The 18,725-nt window shown below is 62.5% G+C and carries 29 protein-coding genes; 25 read left to right on the top strand and 4 right to left on the bottom strand.

Annotated elements, in window-relative coordinates:
• The first annotated feature begins 279 nt into the window (after positions 1-279).
• The 3 genes from Q0599_RS05935 to Q0599_RS05945 all read left to right on the top strand — a co-directional run bounded on the left by Q0599_RS05935 (position 280) and on the right by Q0599_RS05945 (position 1,590).
• Positions 280-477, top strand: coding sequence for a hypothetical protein (locus Q0599_RS05935; protein WP_298827034.1), 198 nt, complete (start codon positions 280-282; stop codon positions 475-477).
• A gap of 126 nt (positions 478-603) precedes the next feature.
• Positions 604-930, top strand: a complete 327-nt coding sequence (locus Q0599_RS05940) for a hypothetical protein (RefSeq protein WP_298827037.1) — start codon at positions 604-606, stop codon at positions 928-930.
• A 246-nt stretch (positions 931-1,176) separates the two neighbouring features.
• A complete protein-coding gene (locus tag Q0599_RS05945) occupies positions 1,177-1,590 on the top strand; it encodes a PaaI family thioesterase (protein ID WP_298827040.1) in 414 nt (137 codons plus the stop codon).
• A gap of 655 nt (positions 1,591-2,245) precedes the next feature.
• Here the strand turns inward: Q0599_RS05945 and Q0599_RS05950 are convergent.
• Positions 2,246-2,389, bottom strand: coding sequence for a hypothetical protein (locus tag Q0599_RS05950; protein ID WP_298827043.1), 144 nt, complete (start codon positions 2,387-2,389; stop codon positions 2,246-2,248).
• Here Q0599_RS05950 and Q0599_RS26115 point away from each other — a divergent pair.
• From Q0599_RS26115 to Q0599_RS26120, 4 genes are all read left to right on the top strand, one after another.
• On the top strand, positions 2,349-2,753 hold the full coding sequence (locus tag Q0599_RS26115) for a CoA-binding protein (protein ID WP_367180909.1): 405 nt from the start codon (positions 2,349-2,351) through the stop codon (positions 2,751-2,753). The two genes, Q0599_RS05950 and Q0599_RS26115, sit on opposite strands and share 41 nt — an antisense overlap.
• Positions 2,754-3,052: 299 nt before the next feature.
• Positions 3,053-3,799, top strand: coding sequence for a hypothetical protein (locus tag Q0599_RS05955; RefSeq protein WP_298827046.1), 747 nt, complete (start codon positions 3,053-3,055; stop codon positions 3,797-3,799).
• 131 nt (positions 3,800-3,930) lie between these two features.
• Entirely contained in the window at positions 3,931-4,326 is a 396-nt protein-coding gene (locus Q0599_RS05960) for a DUF3224 domain-containing protein (RefSeq protein ID WP_298827049.1), read from the top strand.
• A 362-nt stretch (positions 4,327-4,688) separates the two neighbouring features.
• Positions 4,689-4,919 carry a PaaI family thioesterase gene (locus Q0599_RS26120; protein ID WP_367180906.1) on the top strand — a complete coding sequence of 77 codons (231 nt, stop codon included), beginning with the start codon at positions 4,689-4,691 and terminating at the stop codon, positions 4,917-4,919.
• A gap of 227 nt (positions 4,920-5,146) precedes the next feature.
• Here Q0599_RS26120 and Q0599_RS05965 read toward each other — a convergent pair whose 3' ends face one another.
• Together Q0599_RS05965 and Q0599_RS05970 are read right to left on the bottom strand one after the other, a co-directional pair.
• On the bottom strand, positions 5,147-5,398 hold the full coding sequence (locus Q0599_RS05965; RefSeq protein WP_298827053.1) for a hypothetical protein: 252 nt from the start codon (positions 5,396-5,398) through the stop codon (positions 5,147-5,149).
• 366 nt (positions 5,399-5,764) lie between these two features.
• Positions 5,765-6,010, bottom strand: a complete 246-nt coding sequence (locus Q0599_RS05970) for a CDGSH iron-sulfur domain-containing protein (protein WP_298827056.1) — start codon at positions 6,008-6,010, stop codon at positions 5,765-5,767.
• A gap of 301 nt (positions 6,011-6,311) precedes the next feature.
• Here Q0599_RS05970 and Q0599_RS05975 point away from each other — a divergent pair, with 301 nt between their 5' ends.
• The 15 genes from Q0599_RS05975 to Q0599_RS26130 all read left to right on the top strand — a co-directional run bounded on the left by Q0599_RS05975 (position 6,312) and on the right by Q0599_RS26130 (position 16,046).
• On the top strand, positions 6,312-6,704 hold the full coding sequence (locus Q0599_RS05975) for an MAPEG family protein (RefSeq protein ID WP_298827061.1): 393 nt from the start codon (positions 6,312-6,314) through the stop codon (positions 6,702-6,704).
• 164 nt (positions 6,705-6,868) lie between these two features.
• Positions 6,869-7,264: a cupin domain-containing protein gene (locus Q0599_RS05980; RefSeq protein ID WP_298827064.1), complete on the top strand. Its 396-nt coding sequence runs from the start codon at positions 6,869-6,871 to the stop codon at positions 7,262-7,264.
• A gap of 110 nt (positions 7,265-7,374) precedes the next feature.
• A complete protein-coding gene (locus tag Q0599_RS05985; RefSeq protein ID WP_298827067.1) occupies positions 7,375-7,947 on the top strand; it encodes a dihydrofolate reductase family protein in 573 nt (190 codons plus the stop codon).
• A 49-nt stretch (positions 7,948-7,996) separates the two neighbouring features.
• Complete coding sequence (locus tag Q0599_RS05990; protein ID WP_298827071.1) at positions 7,997-8,482, top strand: hypothetical protein; 486 nt, start codon at positions 7,997-7,999, stop codon at positions 8,480-8,482.
• A gap of 217 nt (positions 8,483-8,699) precedes the next feature.
• A complete protein-coding gene (locus Q0599_RS05995; protein ID WP_298827074.1) occupies positions 8,700-9,284 on the top strand; it encodes a GNAT family N-acetyltransferase in 585 nt (194 codons plus the stop codon).
• An 810-nt stretch (positions 9,285-10,094) separates the two neighbouring features.
• A complete protein-coding gene (locus Q0599_RS06005) occupies positions 10,095-10,562 on the top strand; it encodes a hypothetical protein (protein ID WP_298827080.1) in 468 nt (155 codons plus the stop codon).
• 139 nt (positions 10,563-10,701) lie between these two features.
• The gene (locus Q0599_RS06010; protein WP_298827083.1) at positions 10,702-11,013 is read left to right on the top strand and encodes a DUF1330 domain-containing protein; all 312 of its coding nucleotides are present in this window, start codon (positions 10,702-10,704) and stop codon (positions 11,011-11,013) included.
• Positions 11,014-11,152: 139 nt separating this feature from the next.
• Complete coding sequence (locus Q0599_RS06015; RefSeq protein WP_298827086.1) at positions 11,153-11,677, top strand: GNAT family N-acetyltransferase; 525 nt, start codon at positions 11,153-11,155, stop codon at positions 11,675-11,677.
• Positions 11,678-11,825: 148 nt separating this feature from the next.
• The gene (locus Q0599_RS26125; protein ID WP_367180907.1) at positions 11,826-12,170 is read left to right on the top strand and encodes a DUF2845 domain-containing protein; all 345 of its coding nucleotides are present in this window, start codon (positions 11,826-11,828) and stop codon (positions 12,168-12,170) included.
• Between the two features lie 156 nt (positions 12,171-12,326).
• Positions 12,327-12,848 (top strand): GFA family protein, encoded by a 522-nt coding sequence (locus Q0599_RS06020; RefSeq protein ID WP_298827089.1) that lies wholly within the window; start codon positions 12,327-12,329, stop codon positions 12,846-12,848.
• Positions 12,849-12,980: 132 nt separating this feature from the next.
• On the top strand, positions 12,981-13,385 hold the full coding sequence (locus Q0599_RS06025) for an excalibur calcium-binding domain-containing protein (protein WP_298827092.1): 405 nt from the start codon (positions 12,981-12,983) through the stop codon (positions 13,383-13,385).
• 246 nt (positions 13,386-13,631) lie between these two features.
• A complete protein-coding gene (locus Q0599_RS06030) occupies positions 13,632-13,922 on the top strand; it encodes a hypothetical protein (RefSeq protein WP_298827095.1) in 291 nt (96 codons plus the stop codon).
• Between the two features lie 748 nt (positions 13,923-14,670).
• Positions 14,671-14,946 carry a hypothetical protein gene (locus Q0599_RS06035; RefSeq protein WP_298827098.1) on the top strand — a complete coding sequence of 92 codons (276 nt, stop codon included), beginning with the start codon at positions 14,671-14,673 and terminating at the stop codon, positions 14,944-14,946.
• Positions 14,947-15,121: 175 nt separating this feature from the next.
• Positions 15,122-15,607: a GNAT family N-acetyltransferase gene (locus Q0599_RS06040; protein WP_298827101.1), complete on the top strand. Its 486-nt coding sequence runs from the start codon at positions 15,122-15,124 to the stop codon at positions 15,605-15,607.
• A gap of 142 nt (positions 15,608-15,749) precedes the next feature.
• Positions 15,750-16,046: a cupin domain-containing protein gene (locus Q0599_RS26130; protein ID WP_367180910.1), complete on the top strand. Its 297-nt coding sequence runs from the start codon at positions 15,750-15,752 to the stop codon at positions 16,044-16,046.
• 229 nt (positions 16,047-16,275) lie between these two features.
• On the opposite strand, the gene Q0599_RS06045 is transcribed toward Q0599_RS26130, so the two are convergent.
• A complete protein-coding gene (locus Q0599_RS06045; protein WP_298827104.1) occupies positions 16,276-16,551 on the bottom strand; it encodes a DUF3303 family protein in 276 nt (91 codons plus the stop codon).
• Positions 16,552-16,867: 316 nt separating this feature from the next.
• Between Q0599_RS06045 and Q0599_RS06050 the strand changes: the two genes are divergently transcribed.
• From Q0599_RS06050 to Q0599_RS06060, 3 genes are all read left to right on the top strand, one after another.
• A complete protein-coding gene (locus Q0599_RS06050) occupies positions 16,868-17,440 on the top strand; it encodes a GNAT family N-acetyltransferase (protein WP_298827107.1) in 573 nt (190 codons plus the stop codon).
• 125 nt (positions 17,441-17,565) lie between these two features.
• Positions 17,566-18,030, top strand: a complete 465-nt coding sequence (locus Q0599_RS06055) for a GNAT family N-acetyltransferase (protein ID WP_298827110.1) — start codon at positions 17,566-17,568, stop codon at positions 18,028-18,030.
• Positions 18,031-18,170: 140 nt separating this feature from the next.
• Positions 18,171-18,707, top strand: a complete 537-nt coding sequence (locus Q0599_RS06060) for a GNAT family protein (RefSeq protein WP_298827113.1) — start codon at positions 18,171-18,173, stop codon at positions 18,705-18,707.
• Positions 18,708-18,725: the final 18 nt, after the last annotated feature.

Below are 18,725 nucleotides of genomic sequence, written 5' to 3' on the forward strand. Positions count from 1 at the left end.
CTGTCGGCCGGTGCGCCATGCCTCCACGGTCGGCTCAGCTCAAACGTTAGGCGTCCCTGTTTCGTCGCTTTGGAGTGGTTCCCAGAGTCTGGCTCCGAACTTCTAACGCAGCCCTGGTTGGCCTGCATCGCGAACCCAACTTGGTTGCCAAAGCGTAGTCGGCGGCTAACGTCACTCGCCGAGTAGAACCCGAGGCTGGCTCATACGGCGAACGGAACGTGGTCATCCCTCGCGTAGACTGATCCTTTTGTGCAGGACATCTCACCTGGAGGAAGCGCAATGGGTATGTACGGCGGCTGGCAGGGTTGGGGGCTCATCGTTTTCGCGGTCGTCTTCGTCATTCCCTTGTGGAAGATCCTCACCAAAGCTGGCTTCCACGGCGCCTGGTCACTCCTGGCGTTGATTCCAGTGGTCAACATCATCGCGTTGTGGGTGTTTGCATTTGGTGACTGGCCAAAGGAACGCGGGGACGCCTAACCACTCGCTGGAGCGGGGACCTCCACCGGCATGGCACTTGGCCCGCGAAGCGCTCATGGCCTATGCTGCGCCTCGCGGGCCAAGCGCCTTCCCGGCGTCTGCCGATCAGCTCAAACGTCAGGCCGCATGAAGCCACCGATAGCGCCAACTCGCACAACCGCACTCGCGAGCGGGCTTGTGCTCGGCTTTGTCATGCCGCTGCAAGAGACTGCGGCAACTGCGCTTGCCCTCTCGCCACAATCACGTAGCCTTCTTCTCTTGGCTGTACTGGCGCTGGTCTTCTTCGTGCCCGTTCTCCTGTTCGTCGTCGGTACACAGCATCTATCACTGGCAGCCAAGGACATCGCCACCAAACCGTACTGGTCTTCACTTCGCCAAGTTGCGGTGCGAGGCCTCTTCTGGCTCATCGGTGGCGGCACGGCGTTCGCGCTGCTGTCGGCGCTCCGCTTGTAGCTCGTAGTTGGTTCTCGGTGTCGGCGTCAGTCAGATATCGCCAGCCATCTGGCCTTCCAGCCCCTCCGGCTTGAGGCTGCTCTCTGGCTGAGAATGCGGCCTACCCCTTCGCTCGAGCGGGGACCTCCACCGGCATGGCACTTGGCCCGCGAAGCGGTCATGGCCTATGCTGCGCCTTTCGGGCCAAGCGCCATCCCGGTTCCGGCCCCTCAGCTCAAACGTTAGGCGTCCGGAGAACCCACTGCCATGTCAGCCGCCGCGGAACTCCAGCAGTTGCTCTCAAGCCAGCCCCAGCCCGAGTGCGCAAAGCTCACTCCCTGCACTGTGGAGGAAGCAGACCTCGACGCCGGGAGCGTCCGGCTTCGGTTCGCCGCTCAGCCTGCGTTCAGCAACCACTTCGGCAATGTGCAGGGCGGTTTCGCAGTCGCCATGGTCGACGTGCTCGTCTCCATCGCAGCCTATGCCAAGACCCGCGCGTGGCTGCCCACTGTGGAGATCAAGAGCAGTTTCGTCGCACCCATGAAGCTTGGCGAATGCATCGGTGAGGGTGTCGTTGTTAAGGCCGGCAGACAACTCGTTTTTCTAGAGGCTCGCCTTTGGGGTGCGGACGGAAAGCTTGCCGTCCATGCCACCGCCACCGCAGTCATTCCAGCGCAGTAGGCTACCTGCATGCTAGGTCTGGCATTCACCGCAACCGCGCCACGCCATTCACGCGAACTGACGCCTAACCCTTCGCTCGAGCCGACTCGCACCTCAGCTCAAACGTTAGGCCGCATGACGAAAGCAACGGTGCCTCGAAAACTCACTGGACTGGAAGCGCTGCTGGTACCACCTTCTACTGCTAGAAGGCAACGTCCGAGAGCGGTCTTTGCTTGCGGCGCAGCCCTACATGATGGTTCGATCCGAGGGTGAAGAACAACTTCTTCAAGCGGGTCCTCAGTCTTCTGCTCGCCGTGTGCGTTGCCATCCTTGCCCTCGGTGCGACTTACGCCATTCGCAGGCGCTGCGAGGCCTTCGGATGCCCGAACTCCGGCGTCCTTTGGTCAGCATGGACACTGATCTACTGCGTAACGGCAGTCCTTGGCTTCCGCCTAAGGAGCGCCTTGGTCCCAGGCGCAAAGTCACGAGTGCTTGCTACAGCTTCCCTAGCAATCTTGGCCGTCATAGGTCTGGTACTCGTGGTCCGTTGGGTTCTACAGAATGCGGCCTAACCCTTCGCTCGAGCAGGGACCTCCAACGGCATGGCACTTGGCCCGCGAGGCGCCCAGGCTTAGCATCCGCCTCGCGGGCCAAGCGCCATTCCTGGTCCGGCCCCTCAGTTCAAACGTGAGGTTGCCAGTTCGAGGTTGCCAACAATGCCCGACATTCCTCCGGCAGTTGCGCGATTCTTGTCCGGCAGACGCATTGCCGTCGCCGGCGTGTCGCGCAGTTCAAGCGCACCGGCGAACGCAATCTTCAAACGCCTGCGCGAAACGGATCACGAGGTCTTCGCCCTCAACCCGAATGCCACCACCGTGGAGGGCGAGACGTGCTATCGGAGCATCGGCGACGTTCCGGGCACCGTCGACGGACTGATGGTTGTCACTCATCCCCGCGACGCTGAGCTCGTTGTCAAGGAGGCCCTGGCGCGAGGCATAAGCCAGGTCTGGTTCCACAGATCATTCGGCCAGGGCAGCGTCTCGGACGCCGCTGTGGCTGCCTGTCGCGCTGCGGCCGTCGAACCCATCATTGGAGGCTGTCCGCTCATGTACTGCGGCCGCATTGATCCGGCACACAAAGCATTTCGCTGGGTGCTGCGGCTTCAGAGGCGCGTCCCTGGCTAAAGGCGTGTCCTCCTCAGAGGTGGCAACCTAACCCTTCGTTCGAGCGGACTCGCACCGGCCTGGCACTTGCCTCTCAGCTCAAGCGTTGGGCGTCAACTAGAGACCCGGGTGCATCTTCGATGGCTGTTCACCCTTCTGTTCTCAGGATTGCAAAGAGCCTAGGAGTGCTTGGCGCCGTTGGCGCCGTGTGTCTTGGTGGAGTCCTAGGCCTGTCCGAGCGGAAGCTGCGCCGCAACTACGATGCCCCGTTGGCTCCGCTGCGTCCTGCGAACCCGCCGGATTTCGCGGCAGGCAAGCACATGGCGAAGGTGGTCGGCTGCTGGGCGGGGTGCCACGGCAAGGAAGGTGAAGGAGGAATCGAATCGATCAAGGACATTCACACGAGCGTCGCCCCGACCCTGTCTGAGGTCCTACCACAGTACTCGGACGAGGAACTCGTGCGCCTGGTCCGCTACGGCGTCAAGCGGGACGGCCAGAGTTCAGTCGGAATGATCGCGTACGCCACCTGGTCGCTGGGCGACCAAGACCTAGCGAACATCTTTGCGCACCTGCGGGCACAGCCGACCCTCTCACCGGTGGCGCGGTCACACGACATCACTCTCCGGGGCCGATGGGCCATCGTCACGGGCACGTGGGGCGCCGACGCAGCGATGGTCAACCGGTCGGTGCCACGATGGGGGGAGCTGCCACGCAATACGCCGTTCGAGCGGGGCCGCTATCTCGCAAGTTTGGTTTGTACGCCTTGCCACGGTCGTGATCTTCAGGGCAACGCGCTGGAAGGCACTCCTCCCCTCACTATCGTGGCGGCATACACGAAGGAGCAGTTTCATAGTTTGCTCCGCACTTCTTTCGCGCTTGGTGAGCGTGAGGTGAAGCGCATGAGCTGGGTGCGCGATGTGGAGTTCACAGACCAAGAGATCCACGATCTGTACACGTTCCTGCGAGACCATGACGGCCGGCAACTTGCAGCGTGGGATGATGGCCCCCGACGGGGCAGCGCTGGCTCTCCTCTTCGAGGCAGTTTGCTGCCGCGGGGGCCGAGTTGACGCCTAACCCGTCGCTCAACCGGACGCGCCACGGCATGGCCAACACACTGCGACGCGCGTCGCTCAGAGCTCTGGCAGGTGTCTTGCTCGCTCGGAGTGCCGGACATGCGCAGCCAAAGGGAGAACAACGTATGCCTTCGCTCGCAAAGGGCACTTTCACCGTTGAGATGAAGCCTCAGGCTGAACCCAACACCTCCGAAGGCGTCAGCCTTGGTCGTATGTCGCTTGACAAGCGGTTCGAGGGCGACCTGGTAGCCACAGGCAAAGGCGAAATGCTCACTGCTCTCACACCAACCACAGGTTCAGCCGGCTACGTCGCCATCGAGCGAGTCACGGGCACGCTCCAGGGTCGCCGCGGGAGCTTTGTCTTCCAGCACAGCGGCACCATGGACCAAGGGGATCAGCGCCTGTCCATCACGGTCGTGCCCGGGTCCGGGACTGGAGCCCTGGCGGGAATCTCAGGCTCTTTCAAGCTCAACATTACCAAGGGCAAGCACTTCTACGAATTCGAGTACTCGCTCCCGTAGGACTGGGGCCAAGCAATGCCGCCTAACCCTTCGCTGGAGCCGACTCGCACCGGCGTGGCACTTGGCCCGCTTCCCGGCGTGGTCCATCATCCGTCCAGCGGGCCAAGCACCTCACCGGCGCTCGCGCCTCAGCTCAAACGTGAGGCTTCACAGGGAGTACCTTCGTGACCCATCCGTCGCAGCCGCCAGTTCTCCCCATCACGAACGAATCGGTTCTGCACTTCTACGAGTGGCTCTTCGCACCGTGGGTGAAGGACCTCGGCCTCCGAGACTTCGACGTTTCGCCTGGCAGAGCTGTCGCTACGCTTCCGCAGAGTACGAAGCTCCAATTCGCTAGCGGCGCAGTGTGCGGCCAAGTCATCATGTCCGCGGTCGACACAGTTGCATCATTGGCGATGGCCACCACTGATCGCACCCCCAAGGGCACCGTGTATCAACACACGCACTTTTTGCGCCCCGCTATGTCGGACGACATGCGAATCGAGGCTAGCGTTCTTCGCTTTGGCAAAGCGTCCGCGTTCGCGGAGACAAAGGTCATCTTCATCAGTTCGGATGAGTTGGTAGCCCACGCAACCCTTGAGTTCGCCTTCTAGGATTGCGGGTGATGCCTAACTCCTCGCTCGGGCGGACCCTCACTGGCAAGACAGCCTGGCCGTTGCGGGGCCAGTGCTGGTATTGTCCCCTCCAGGGCCAGTCTGCCTTCCGGGCGCGGTCTGCTCAGCTCAAACGTTAGGCCACGGACCAATGCACTATCCCGCGGCCTGCCTGTCCGTCTGACGGGCAGCCAGTCTGCCTCCAGCAGCCATGACCGCCCGGCACCTCAACCCTGCACCTCGATCGCGACGGCCCGACCGTCAAGCAGGCTCGCTGCAAAGAATGCCCTCCACTGGCCTGGCGCAGCGCCCCAGAGTTGCTGCTCGCGCTCCACGTGGCCACCTTCCTTGCGGTAGCCGCCCCAGGCCACAAGCGCCCCGCTGCTGGTCACTTCCATTCTGTCCGCGTACACGCGCACCGAATCACTGTCGCCGGTCGCGCACCAGTAGTGCGTCCCGTAGTCACTGGCAGTACTCATGCTCTACTCCTTTCCCACTCGGCAAGCCACTTCGGCGAAGCGGCCAGCGAGGGCCTCATCTTGCGCTCTGGTGCTGTTGCGCCCGCAAGTACCGACTGGGCTGGGCCCGGAGCGCGGCCTAACCCTTCACTCGAGCGGGACCTCCACCGGCATGGCACTTGGCCCGCGAGGCGCTCACTGTCATCATCCACCCCGCGGGCCAAGCGCCATCCCGGCGTCGGCCACTCAGTTCAAACGTTGGGCCGCACGGGCTAGCCTTGACGCAAGCACCAAGGCGGACACATGCTTTCAGCCTGAGCGTCGATGCACCGGATCAGCGTCGCAACTGGGCGCCCTCGTTGGTGTGTCGGCCATCCAGCGCGACGTTCACTTGGCCTTCTTGTGCGTCCCGTCGCAAAGTGGCGCATTGCTGGTGCCTTTGCATCCACAGAAGTAGACCGTCGCGCTCTCGGTCGCCGTGTACTTCACTGGCGTGAATTGCCCAGCCGCCTTGTGCGAGCCATCACAAAACGGCTGGCTCTTGCTTTGTCCGCAAGCACACCACCAGTAGTCTTTGCCTGCTTCAACTGCCACCGGGAACGGTGTGTCGCTGGCCCGAACAGGTGTCGCCATGGCGCTCTCCTCGTGTGAGTCCGTCTTCCTTTGCGTCGAACAGTGACCCTCGACGGAATCTCGTAAGCCCTTCGAGTTCACAGTTCGAACGCAACTATGCGCCAACTCCAAGAGTGCGGCCTTGCCCTTCACTGGAGCCGACTCGCACCGGCATGGCACTTGGCCCGCCTCCCGGAGTGGTTCATCATCCGTCCAGCGCGCCAAGCGCCACCCCGGCGCTCGCACCTCAGCTCAAACGTTAGGCGTCAGAGGTCCGCGCGGACTTGTTTCCCCAGTTGCACAACCGTAGGAGGAGAAAGACATGAAGCCCGAGCTCTTCTACCTGACCCTCGTCACGGCCTTCACCGGCGTACTCTGGGTTCCGTACATCCTTGATCGAGTTCTCGTTTGGGGCCTGATGGATGCCGTTGGTTATCCGCCCGACCCCAAGCCGCAGTCTGCCTGGGCGCAGCGCATGAAGAAGGCTCATGCCAACGCCATCGAGAACCTCGCAGTGTTTGCAGGTCTGGTGCTCGTGGCAAACGCCGTCGGAATCTCCAACCAGGCAATTGGCACGGCGGCCGCTGTGTACTTCTGGGCCAGGGTGGTCCACGCGGTCGCCTATACGTTCGCCGTTTCTTGGATCCGCACGCTTGCCTTCGCAGTCGGGTTCTTCTGCCAGGCAACGGTTGCGTGGCAGTTGCTCGCGCGCTAGCGTTGACGCCTAACCCCTCGCTCGAGCGGACCGCCGCCGGCTACGCGGCTTGGCCCTTCCAGGGCTAGCGAGTTATCGTCCCCTCCAGGGCCAAGCCGCTCCGCCGGCGGCGGCCCGCTCGGCTCGAACGTTAGTCCGCAAGTACAACCACTGCAGGTAGCTTGATGACTGAGTTCGCAACCATGCGTTTGCCAGCAAGCCCCACCGTGGTGGCGCCAGATGGTTCGGATGTTCGCGTTCTGCTCGGGCTGTCCGCCGGCAGCATGGCTCACTTTGAGCTTCCCGCTGGCAAGGTCGCCCAAGCCGTAGTCCATCGCACGGTTGAGGAAGCCTGGTTCGTGCTCGCTGGCCGCGGCCAGATGTGGCGCAAGCAGGGTCAGCGCGAGGAGGTCGTCGTCCTGGAGCCTGGCGTCTGCCTCACCATTCCTGTGGGCACGCAATTCCAGTTCCGCGCCGCCGAGTCCGAAGCTGTCTCCGCAGTGGCCATCACCATGCCGCCGTGGCCCGGTGAGTCGGAGGCCATGCTCGTTTCCGGTCCATGGCTGCCAAGCGTCGCCTAGTCACCCAAAACACGGCGCTGCGGCCTAACCCTTCGCTCGAGCGGACTCGCACCGGCCTCTCAGCTCAGACGTTAGGCGGCATAACCTCCACGCAACCGCAGGCCAGACTTGTGAAGACTCAGTACTACACAGCTACGAGCCTCGACGGCTTCATCGCAACCGAAGACGACTCGCTCGAGTGGCTCTTTACACTCGGCGACATCGATGACACAAGCTATCCCGCGTTCATCGCCGAGGTCGGTGCGTTGGCAATGGGATCGTCTACGTACGAGTGGATGTTGCGCCACGCGCAGGCAGTGACCGCCGAAACAGGCTCTGCCTGGCCGTACACCCAACCCACCTGGGTCTTCTCAAGTAGAACGCTGCCGACAGTTCCAGGAGCCGACCTGTGCTTTGCCCGAGGCGATGTTCGGCAGGTGCACGCAGCGATGCGCGCGGCCGCCGGGGACAAGAACATCTGGGTCGTCGGCGGCGGCGACCTGGCGGGTCAGTTCTACGATGCCGGGCTACTGGATGAGGTCATCGTTCAAGTGGGCTCGGTCACTCTGGGCAAGGGCAAGCCGCTGTTCCCGCGGCGGCTCACCAGCCCACCATTGGTACTTGTTTCCGTCAGGCAGGTTGGCACAGGCTTCGCGGAGCTGCGCTACCAAGTCCCATCGAGCCCAGCAGCCAGTGCCGCCTAACCCTTCGCTGGAGCCGACTCGCGCCTCAGCTCAAACGTTAGGCGTCCCAATGGACCTCGGAGCGAAAGAGATCCTCCTTGTCATCGTGGGGTTCGTTCTCGCTTGGGTACCCCAGTGGTTCGATCGGCGCCGTCGCATCGTTGCTCATGGGGGAGCGCTTCGAGCGGAGGCGTTCCTCTGCACCGACTGTGCGAACGCTCTCCTGACGGATGGAATGATGGCGCCGCTCTATCGCCTTCCGACCATCGCATTCGAGAAGGCGTTTCCCGTCCTCTTGGTCGAAGGTGAGCTCACGGAAGAACAAGTCTTGGCACCCAATCGCTTCTTCAACCAAGCACAAGACATCAACAGAGGACTCGAGAACGCTACCCACTTGGCTCAGGCAGGGGACGACGAAAGGCCGCAGGACGAGTACAAGCGCCTCCTGCTGAAGGCGAGCACCCTGGTGAACGGCCCAAACGGGCGGGGCGGCCTCTCTGTCGATGCGTTCACTTTGGTGAACGAGAAGCTCAGGCATTCTCGGATCCTGCGATGAGGACGCCCAACCCTTCGCTCGCGCGGGGACCTCCACCGGCCCGTCAACTCAAACGTTACGCTGCATAGCAGCCCTGCATGCGCCGCGCGGGAAGCGCGCCCCAAGTTGCAAGTACCGAGGAGTCCGTGTGAAGTGGCCTGAACTAAATGCGGTATATCGACTCGCGCCTCTGCCCGAGGGATACCGATATTCCCAACTTCGGCGAGAAGACGTACCCATGCTTCGTGCGGCGGTCGCTGAGTGGCACCCCGATGTCTCCGTTGGCGCGGCAAGCTGCTACCTTGAACAGGACTTCTACGACACGACTGCTACGTTCGCCGGGGAAGCGGAGCGCGACCTGCTGGTCGTCTTGGTTTACAGGAACGAGGAGTTCGTCGGATTCGTATCCTGGGATCGCGAGCGCGCGCAACAGGCCTTGTATGGGCGATTTGGAGTCATCTCTCCTGAGCACCGCGGCGCCAAGCTTTCGACCTGCATGATGCAACTTGGAGAAGAAATCGCACGCTCTATGGGCGCCGGCTTCATCTACACGCTGGCGACCCTGAAGGTTCCGAGCATGCAGCTGGCGCTTGAGCGCGCAGGCTATCAACTCCTCGGAGTTGCTCCAGGCTATGACCGCGAACTCGTTGCCCCTGGAGTCGTCAAGCGAGTCTACGAGGCGTGGTATGCCAAGGTTCTTGTGCCAGAGGACGAACTGCTCCGTCCCGATCCCACAAAGCTGACGCCAAGGACTAGGCAGCTTTTCGACCTGCTCTTTCCGCACTTCTTCTCAGCGAGTCCACCGCCATCGAGTTCAGCGTGATGCGGCCCAACCCCTCACTCGAGCGGACCTCCACCGGCAGAGCCGCCTGGCCGTTGCGGGGCCAAGCAGTTATCGTCCCCTCCAGAGCCAGGCGCCTCCGCCGGTGGCGGCCCCCTCAGCTCAAACGTTGGGCCCCACAGGGCCATCGTGGCGTACTCCCGGCCTAGTGGAGCGCCTCAACGACTGGGGGTGCATACTCCCGGCCGACCATCGCCCGAGCGCCGAAGTACGTGGCCCGCATCCTCTCAGACAGCTCATCGAGGTTGACGTGGCCTAGTTCATCACACGGAATCACCAGGACCCGACCGGGATTGAACAGTGACACAAAGCGAAGGACATGCACGTGCCGTGTCATTGAGTCGTGGCAAGTTTGGTCGTGCATGGCGCTTCCTTCGCCACCGGTGAATCAGGATTCAGCCGCAATGCTGATTTCCCGAAGGCAGCGAGTTCATCCTGCGCCGAACCGACGCTGGTGCCCACCCCCGCAATGAGGCAAAGCACCCCCGCGAGTTGGTACCGCTCGGCAGCGAGCTCGTGAATTGCGTGAGCAACCTCACAATGCCCAGCGCCGGCATGGACGGCGGTGCAGCCTAACCCTTCGCTCGAGCCGACTCGCACCGGCATGGCACTTGGCCCGCTAGCCGGTCTGATCCATCATCCGTCCAGCGGGCCAAGCGCCACCCCGGCGCTCGCGCCTCAGCTCAAACGTTGGGCCTCAGAAGACACGCAAGCACTGCCTCTCGCCGAGACAATCCGATGCTTCTGGCACACCGCCCCGGGTGTGGTGCTCATTCGCGGTTAGCATGGCCGATGGACATCTTCTACTACTGGAAAGACTACGCCGCTGACGTCAAGAACCGCCGCGCAGGGCGGTTTAGCACCTCGCGTGAGCGCTTGGCTGAGCTCAAAGACGGGTACCCAGACTTCATCTGGGCATTCAAGACGCCCGTGGGGCGCAAAGGACAACTCCAGCTTCTGGCGAGGCTCGTCTGGTCCGACAAGCCGCCAACTGCGTTCCGCGCAACACCCGGCGAGGGGCACGTCTTCTACGATGCTGATCACCCTGAGTCGGTATGGTTCGACGGCGGCGAAGAAGAAGCCGCCATTGCAGGCGTCAGCAGCTGGATCATCCGGCACCATCCCACCGCGGTTAGCTCGAACTTCAAAGGCGTGAATGGTCAACACGCCATGCGCGGTGCTGTCATTGCAGAGTTGGTCGGCTTGAGCAAGTCACTCCGAACTCGGCAGTTCAACCTCGCCGCGCCAACTGAGGCCTAGCCCTTCGCTGGAGCGGGGACCTCCCCCGGCCCCTCAGCTCAAACGTTAGGCGTCACAGCCCATACCGAGCACACTCTCCCACTGCAGGAGCCTGTCCTTCCGCCGAGTTCCACGACCAGACATCAACCACGAGTTGCGAATGAGCGCATACGTGATCTTCGACGTCGAGATCCGCGACATGTCCAGGTACCAGGAATTCATGAAGGGGGTCAAGCCTGCACTCGATGCGGCCCGAGCGCGTTACCTCGCCCGTGGTGGTACGCACAAGGTGTACGAAGGCGACTGGCAGCCTCGGCGAATCGTCGTCCTTGAGTTCCCCTCCGTTGCCGCGTGGGAGGCGTTCTACACGGGGCCCGTGTACCCAGGGCTCAAGGCAGTTCGAGACGAATGCAGCTCCGCGAGGCTCGTCTCGGTCGAAGGCATGAACCCTAGCTTGCTAGACCGCCAGTGACGCCTGACCCTTCGCTCGAGCGGGGACCTCCACCGGCATGGCGCTTGGCCCGCGAACCCGTCGTTCATATCATCGGCCTCGCGGGCCAAGCACCATCCCGGTTCCGGCCCCTCAGCTCAAACGTCAGGCCACAGGACCAATGCGCATCTCCGCCCTCACTGCGAATGACGCACTGCAGTATCGGGAACTCATGCTGGAGGCTTACGTCCAGGCCGCTGACGCCTTCACGTCCACGGCCGAGGAGCGCGCCAAGGAACCATTGTCCTGGTGGGTCAATCGCATCGCTTCAGCTTCTGGCCTGAGTCAGTCCTTCGGCGCCTTCCAGGCCGAGCAACTGCTCGGTACCGTGGCGCTGGGGTACTCGGCCAAACCCAAAACCCAACACTCCGCGCTCGTCATCGGGATGTACGTCAGGCCTGCTGCAAGGCGCCTGGGAGCCGGAGCCAAGCTCATGCACGCGGCCATCGGCTCGGCTCGCGCTCGTCCTGGCTTGCGCGTCTTGCGGCTCACGGTCACTGAAGGCAACCAGGCAGCTGTCCGCTTGTATGAGTCCGTCGGGTTCTCCGCTTGGGGCGTGGAGCCAATGGCCATCCTCACGCCGTCAGGCTACAAGGCCAAAGTCCACATGGCCATGCAGCTGGTCGGGTCAGAAATTGCGGCCTGACCCTTCGCTGGATTGGGACCTCCACCGGCCCCTCAGCGCAAACGTTAGGCGGCATGGGTCACGCTTGGCGACCCTCCGAGTGCGTCGCAAGTCTTTGAGCGATGGGGAGAGCACAATCTGATGACTACGTGACCCACGGAGCCGTCGCATGAGCTTTTTTTGTCGCTCTGCCTTTGCTCTAGCGCTCTCGGCTGCGCTGTTCCCCGCTCAAGCTGAGTCTCTGCGCTGCAATGGCGCCAGCGCAACTGAGGGCGACTCTCGACTGTCCGTCCTCTACAAGTGCGGCCAGCCTCTGTTGGCCGACTCGTACTGCGCGCCCGTCTTCTACCAGGGCACTCTCGACCCTGTTCCTACGCCGATCGCTGGAGCCTATGTTCCATGTCAGCCCATAGAGGAGTGGCTGTACGACCGAGGTCCCGGGAACTTTATGGCTACGGTCAGGTTTCGTGACGGAAAGGTCCAATCTATTCGCTACAGCCGCCTGCCTCAATGAGACTGCCGCCTAACCCTTCGCTGGAGACGACTCGGACCGCCATGGCACTTGGCCCGCTTCCCGGAGTGGTTCATCATCCATCCAGCGGGCCAAGCGCCACACCGGCGCTCGCGCCTCAGATCAAACGTTAGGCGTCACACAGGGAGCACACAGCACATGCCGCAGTTGAATTCGTTCCCGGCGGACGGTGGCTGTGACTGTCGGGCGATTCGGTACCGCGTCGAATCGGCACCTCTGTTCGTCCATTGCTGCCACTGCCGCTGGTGCCAGCGAGAGTCCGGCGCTTCGTTCGCACTCAATGCCATGATCGAGGCAGACCGAGTCACTCTACTGGGTGAGGCTCCGGAGCTCGTCAACACACCGTCCGAGAGTGGCAGCGGTCAGATCATCGCCCGCTGTCCGCATTGCAGAATTGCTGTGTGGAGCAACTATTCCACTGCCGGGCCTTTTGTGAGTTTCGTACGAGTAGGCACTCTGGACAACCCGGACCTTCTGCCGCCTGACATTCACATCTTCACGGCCTCCAAGCAGCATTGGGTAGTACTCCCAGAAGGCGTACCTGCGGTCGCGGAGTACTACGACCGCAAGAGCTATTGGCCCCAGGAGAGTCTTGCTCGCCGCCAACTTCTTCTTCCGCTCATCGCGGCCTACCAAGCCGCAAAGAAGGATGACGCCTAACCCTTCGCTCGAGCGGGGACCTCCACCGGCATGGCACCTGGCTCGCAAAGCGCTCGCTGTCTATCATCCGCTTCGCGGGCCAAGCGCCTTCCCGGCTCCGGCCCCTCAGCTCAAACGTTAGGCCGCCAGACCATGCGCAACATCTCACCGCTGCTCTATGTATTTGCGGCTTTTGTAGCTGCTGCATCCGGAGTTCACGCCGCGCCGATGAACAAGTGCGTCATCGATGGCACTGTCACGTATCAGCAGGGGCTTTGTCCTTCGACTCAAGCTCGAAAAGACCCCACGCTCGAGGAACTGAACGCCGCCGAAAAGAAGCGACGTGCCGCCGCTGCTTCCGCTGCGGCGGCAACCCCCAGAGAAGCTTCTCCTGCGCCAAACCCCGTATCCAGCAGCTTCGGCTGCGACGGACGAAAGTATTGCTCCCAGATGCGGTCATGTAGCGAAGCCAAGTATTTTCTCGCCAACTGTCCTGGTGTGAAGATGGACGGCGACAACGATGGAGTCCCCTGCGAGGAGCAGTGGTGCAACCCTTAGCACCATGCCGGCAGCGAGTTCAAGAGTCGCAGCCTAACCCTTCGCTGGAGCCGACTCGCACCGGCATGGCGCTCGCTCCTCAGCTCCCCGAAACACGTCATTCCGTCGGAAGCCGCTGTGCCGCGCTGCCATGCTCCGCGGTTACAACCGCGCGCTATGCTGCGTCACACCCACGCGGAAGTAGTCAACAGAGGTCTGTCCTCGATCATTTGGTCCGTTGCATTGCCCCGCGTTCGAAAGGCCGTCATGTGGTTTCTGGTTCAAGTGGTAAAGGGCAGCAAGCACTACGAGAATGAATCGCCCATCGGCAATCGCGTCCTCATCTCAGACACAACGGAGATGGTGATCTCCGGTCGCGCATTGGGCACCGATGGCTATCGGTTCGAGGCGCGCAAGGGCAACGACAGCTTTGTCGTCGGTGACTTTCCTGGAGCGTCTGCACCTGGCGCATTGGCCACGAAGTTCCTATCACTGGCTCACCAGGTCGGGGCAGTTGCACTTGTCGGCGAAGCCCAGGCGGCCACGAACGCGGCCTGACCCTTCGCTCAAGCGGGAGCTCCACCGGGATGGCACTTGGCCCGCGCTGCGCTCAAAGTTGTCGTCCGCCTCTCGGGCCAAGCGCCATCCCGGCTCCGGCCCCTCAGCTCGAACGTTAGGCAGCAGGTCACTCTTTCCCGCCACACGAAACCGCGGCATGGCCAACGGCGGGCTGAATGCGATTGCCCTCGAGGCGAAACCGTGTGACGAATCACGCTTCCGAGCTTCTGCACCGCGGCAAACGTGCAGATGCGTCAAGCCACGGCAGATAGACTCTCGTCTACCTCCTTCTGCGAAGCGTGGCCACCATGAGAGTTGTCATCTCTGCACTTGTGCTTGCTGCAAGCCTTTCCGGTTGCGCCGTCTATACGCCATCAGGCTCAGTAGTAATTGATCCGGGGCGCGTTGGAGTTTCCGGCGGAGGCGGCGGCGGTGGCTTCTGCCCGCCGGGACAGGCCAAGAAGGGCAACTGCTGAGAAATCACAGTCGTCGCTCGGCACGCGATCTCTACAAACCTTCCCATCGCTCAAGCTCTCGCTGCTGCGAGAGCGCAAGCGCACGGTCCTGTAGGCCGCGGGCTGCTGCCTAACCCTTCGCTGGAGCCGACTCGCACCGGCATGGCGCTCGCGCCTCAGCTCAAACGTTAGGCCTCACGACCTGCCTACGGAAGCCCGATCACCAGATTGCATGCAATCTGTCGCTACCTCAATCTCCGCGCACCTCGGTGGCACTCCTAGGAACCTTCGACATGTCGCTGCTTCTAAGACTTCTTGTCCTCAATGCCATCGTGCATGGCATCGTCGTTACCCGATTTGGCGTCCGTAACAACAACCAGCCGTTCTTGGTCTTCGCGTTGGTGTATGCCGTTCTGACGGTCGCCGTCTATCTCTCGGTGCCGTATGCGCTCTGGGGTGTATTGATCCTGTCGATCATTGGCATCATCGGATTGAGCGTCACCTTCAACATAGTTGCGGCACGCATTCGTCAACGAGAGAGTCGACTTGGCGCACTCACGAGTCGATGAGGTCATGCAAGTCGCCGGATCGCACTCTCAAACGCGGTGAGGCCTAACCCTGCGCTCGAGCGGGACCTCCACCGGCAAGGCACTTGGCCCGCGCGGCGCTGCTTCTTATCATTCACCTCGCTGGCCAAGCGCCACACCGGCGCTCGCGCCTCAGCTCAAACGTCAGGCCTCAGAAGTGCCCCAGTACCGCCAAGCAACCCCGGACGACCTGCCCGGCATCTGCGCACTAGGTGAAGAGGTCAATCGTCTGCACTGCGATGCATGGCCCCGCCTCTTCGCCAAGGAGATCGCTGCCGAATCACAGCGTCAGGTTTGGAGCGAGAGTCTATGCGGCGAAAACGCGGCGGTCTTCGTTGCTGTTGAAGGTCAGTCTCTTGTTGGCTTCGTCACGATTGCCGTAGTAGACGAAGCCAGTCCGTTCTTTCGCGCCATGCGTTACGCGAAGGTCGGCTCCATCTGCGTGACCGAAATGCTCAGGGGGCAAGGCATAGGTCGCCGTCTCATGGAAGAGGCGGAGATTTGGGCCAGAGTCAGGAATGCAGTCGAGGTACACCTTAACGTCTGGTCCTTCAACGAACGAGCGCGTGCGCTGTATGAGGAACTGGGTTACGAGATTCGCTCGCACTACATGGGCAAGGGCTTGTCGAAACCTGAGGCCTAACCCCTCACTCGCGCGGACCTCCACCGGCAGAGCCGCCTGGGCTTTCATTCACCTCTTCGCTGGCGAGGACGGCGTGTCCCGCGTCGACACGAAGTTCAGCAAGGAACTCACGCTTGTCGACTTCGCCCCGCCAGCTCCACCTATGCACGTTGCCCGCGCCTCAGACGCCCGGGCCTTCGTCTTGGTCGAGTTGCCCGTCGGTTGGCACGGGGGTTGGCATCCGAGCCCAGCGAAGCAGTGGGTAATCTGCCTGGCGGGAGAGATGGGCTGCCAGGCCGGAGATGGAACAACGTTCGAACTGAAGCCTGGGACTTGCGTGCTCACGACCGATACGACCGGGCAGGGCCATGACAGTTGGAATGCGGGCTCAGAGCCCCTGCGGTTGGCGCTTGTTCAAGTGCCCGAGGCGGCCGCGGTCCCTGGCAGCAGCGACGCTTAACCCTTCGCTCGAGCGGGACCTCCGCCGGGATGGCGCTTGGCCCGCGAGGCGCTCGCTGTCATCATCCGCCTCGCGGGCCAAGCACCATTCCGGCTCCGACCTCTCAGCTCAAACGGTGGGCCACACGCAACCTGAGCGGCGAGGCGAAGATCTGCCTTGCGGGAGCCTGCAATGGCTCAAGCCCCCGGTGGCATCGCGCGGCCTGCTGGGGGACTCCAACGTCAGAGTCTCAGCGCTTGCCCAATCCGGCCAGCACCGCGCCGGCATCGACGTCTTCAAGGCAAGGTGTCACGCTCATAGCCAGGAGGTCAGCCCATTGAGCCTGATACTGGAACATCGCCTTCGCATCCGATGACTCGGTCACCGCGAAGCCCTGGCCGCTCATGCCATGCCAACGCCCGATCAGTTCAACGCCCTTTGGCGGCGCACCTCCCGTCTCCAGGAAGCGCGCAACTGCGGCGTTGAACGTGCCTTGCGGAAGGGTCCAACTCACGATGTACTTCATGGGTATCTCCAGTCTTCTCGAGAAGGAGCAGCCACCGTACACGCGTGGGCTTGGTGGTGCCCCGGAGCCCGTCAGCCCACAGAGGGGGCACACAGCGTACGCTCGTTGCCGTGGAATTGAAAGGCCGCTGAACGACCGGCCGCGCTGCCAGGCGAACGTGGGGACCGACCTTCGCTCGAGCAGGGCCCTCCACCGGCCTGGCACTTGGTCCGCGAAGCACCGGTCCTTATCATCCGCATCGTGGGCCAAGCGCCATCCCGGCGTCGGCGCGCTCAGCTCAAACGTTCGGTCTCACAGCAAACATCTCACTCCCCCCTTGACCATCCTGCACACAACACGCCTGCGCCTTGAACCCTTTGGCGAGCACCATCTCGACGGTCTCCACGAGATGAATAGGCGACCTGAAGTGATGCGCTATATCAGCGGACAGCCCGAGACGCGCGAGCAGACCTCGGCAGGAATAGCACGTGTACAGCGCTGCTGGGCTGCATGGGGAACAAGCTGGTGGGCCTTCATCGAACTGAACGGCGGTCGTGTCGCAGGCGCGGGCTGTATCCAGCACCTGCGGCAAGAGGCTGCCATCCCTGCCGATCTGGAGCGTCTGCGCAGCAATCCTCTGGAGGTCGGGTGGCGCCTACACCCTGACTTCTGGCACCAAGGTTTGGCTTCGGAGGCCGCGGCCCGAATGGCCGCCTTCGCCTTCGAGAACCTCGCAGCGGCGGAGCTTCTGGCCGTCCGCCACCCCGACAATATTGACTCATCGCGCGTCATGGACCGCCTGGGTATGCGCTACCGAGGGCTTGAGCCTTGGTATGGCACGACTCTGGCGACCCACGTGCTCAGCCGTGAGGAGTGGCAACGCCCGCATCCGCTCCCTGGTGAGGCCTAACCCTTCGCTCGAATGGTGACCTCCACCGGCATGGCCCTTGGCCCGCGAAGCGGTTCAGGTCGTCATTCGCCTCGCGGGCCCAGCGCCATCACGGTATCGGCCCCTCAGCTCAAACCTTAGGCCCCATGCAGCTCCGCTCGGGCACCGCCAACGACGCAGAAGCCATCGCCGCGCTCATTGCGAGCTTCCAACCCGAGCTCACCGACAAACCGGACGGCACAGGAGCTGAAAGTTTCCTCGCGTCGGTCTCGAGCCAGGCTGAACGTGGGTATCTCGAATCACCGCGCTACACCTACATCGTCGCCGAGCGCGAAGGAGCCTTGCTGGGGTTCATCGCGCTTCGAAATGTCAGTCACGTCTTCCACCTGTTCGTGGGCCGGAACCATCAGCGTACAGGTGTAGCCCGTCGCCTTTGGCAGGAGGCAAAGGCTCACGCGCTCAAGACTTCCGCCCCGCGCCAGTTCACGGTGAACTCAAGTCTTCGAGCCGTCGCCACGTATCGTGCCTTCGGTTTCGAACCCGCCGGTGAGGTCGTCTCCGTACATGGCATCTCGTTCATACCCATGCGGCTTGCCCTTCCCGAGAATTAAGCCTAAGCCCTTCGCTCGAGCGGATCCCGCAGGCAAGGCACTTGGCCCGCGAGCCGGGAAGAGTCATCATCCGCTGCGCGGGCCAAGCGCCTTCCCGGCGTCGGCCCGTTAACTCAAGCGCTGGGAGCACAGGAACGCGCGTGCTTGCACCCGAGATGTCTGGCTTCGCCGTCACACCCATGGTCGTCGCTGACGCTGACGACTGGGTCGCCTATGCGGCGCTTCCTGAGTCCAACGAGTTCGTCAGCTCCACCGTCAGATCGACGGCAGACGCTGTTCCCCTGATCGAGCGCTCCCTGTCAGGTGACCCAAACTCACCTCTGCTATTCGCCATCCGAGAGCTTTCGTCCGCTCGTCTCATAGCTTCGGTGGGCTTTCACACAGTGTCCAGCTTGAACCGAACGGCCGAGATCACCTACACGGTCCACCCGCAACTCTGGGGAAGAGGTCTGGCTACTCGCGCGTGTGCAGCGGCGGTGCAATGGGCGTTCGAACACAAGGGCTGGGCCCGAATCCAGGCAACCACACTGGAGCGTCATCACGCGTCGCAGCGGGTGCTAGCCAAGTGCGGCTTTCAGCTGGAGGGCAAGCTGCGCAACTTCCGCATCGTCCGCGGAGTCCCGAGCGATTACCTCTTGTTCTCAGTCATTCCGGGCACCGCCGCGAGTGCTGCCTAGCCCTCCGCTGGAGCGGGA

The sequence above is a fragment of the uncultured Piscinibacter sp. genome, from assembly GCF_937952055.1.
Classification (GTDB): domain Bacteria; phylum Pseudomonadota; class Gammaproteobacteria; order Burkholderiales; family Burkholderiaceae_C; genus Piscinibacter.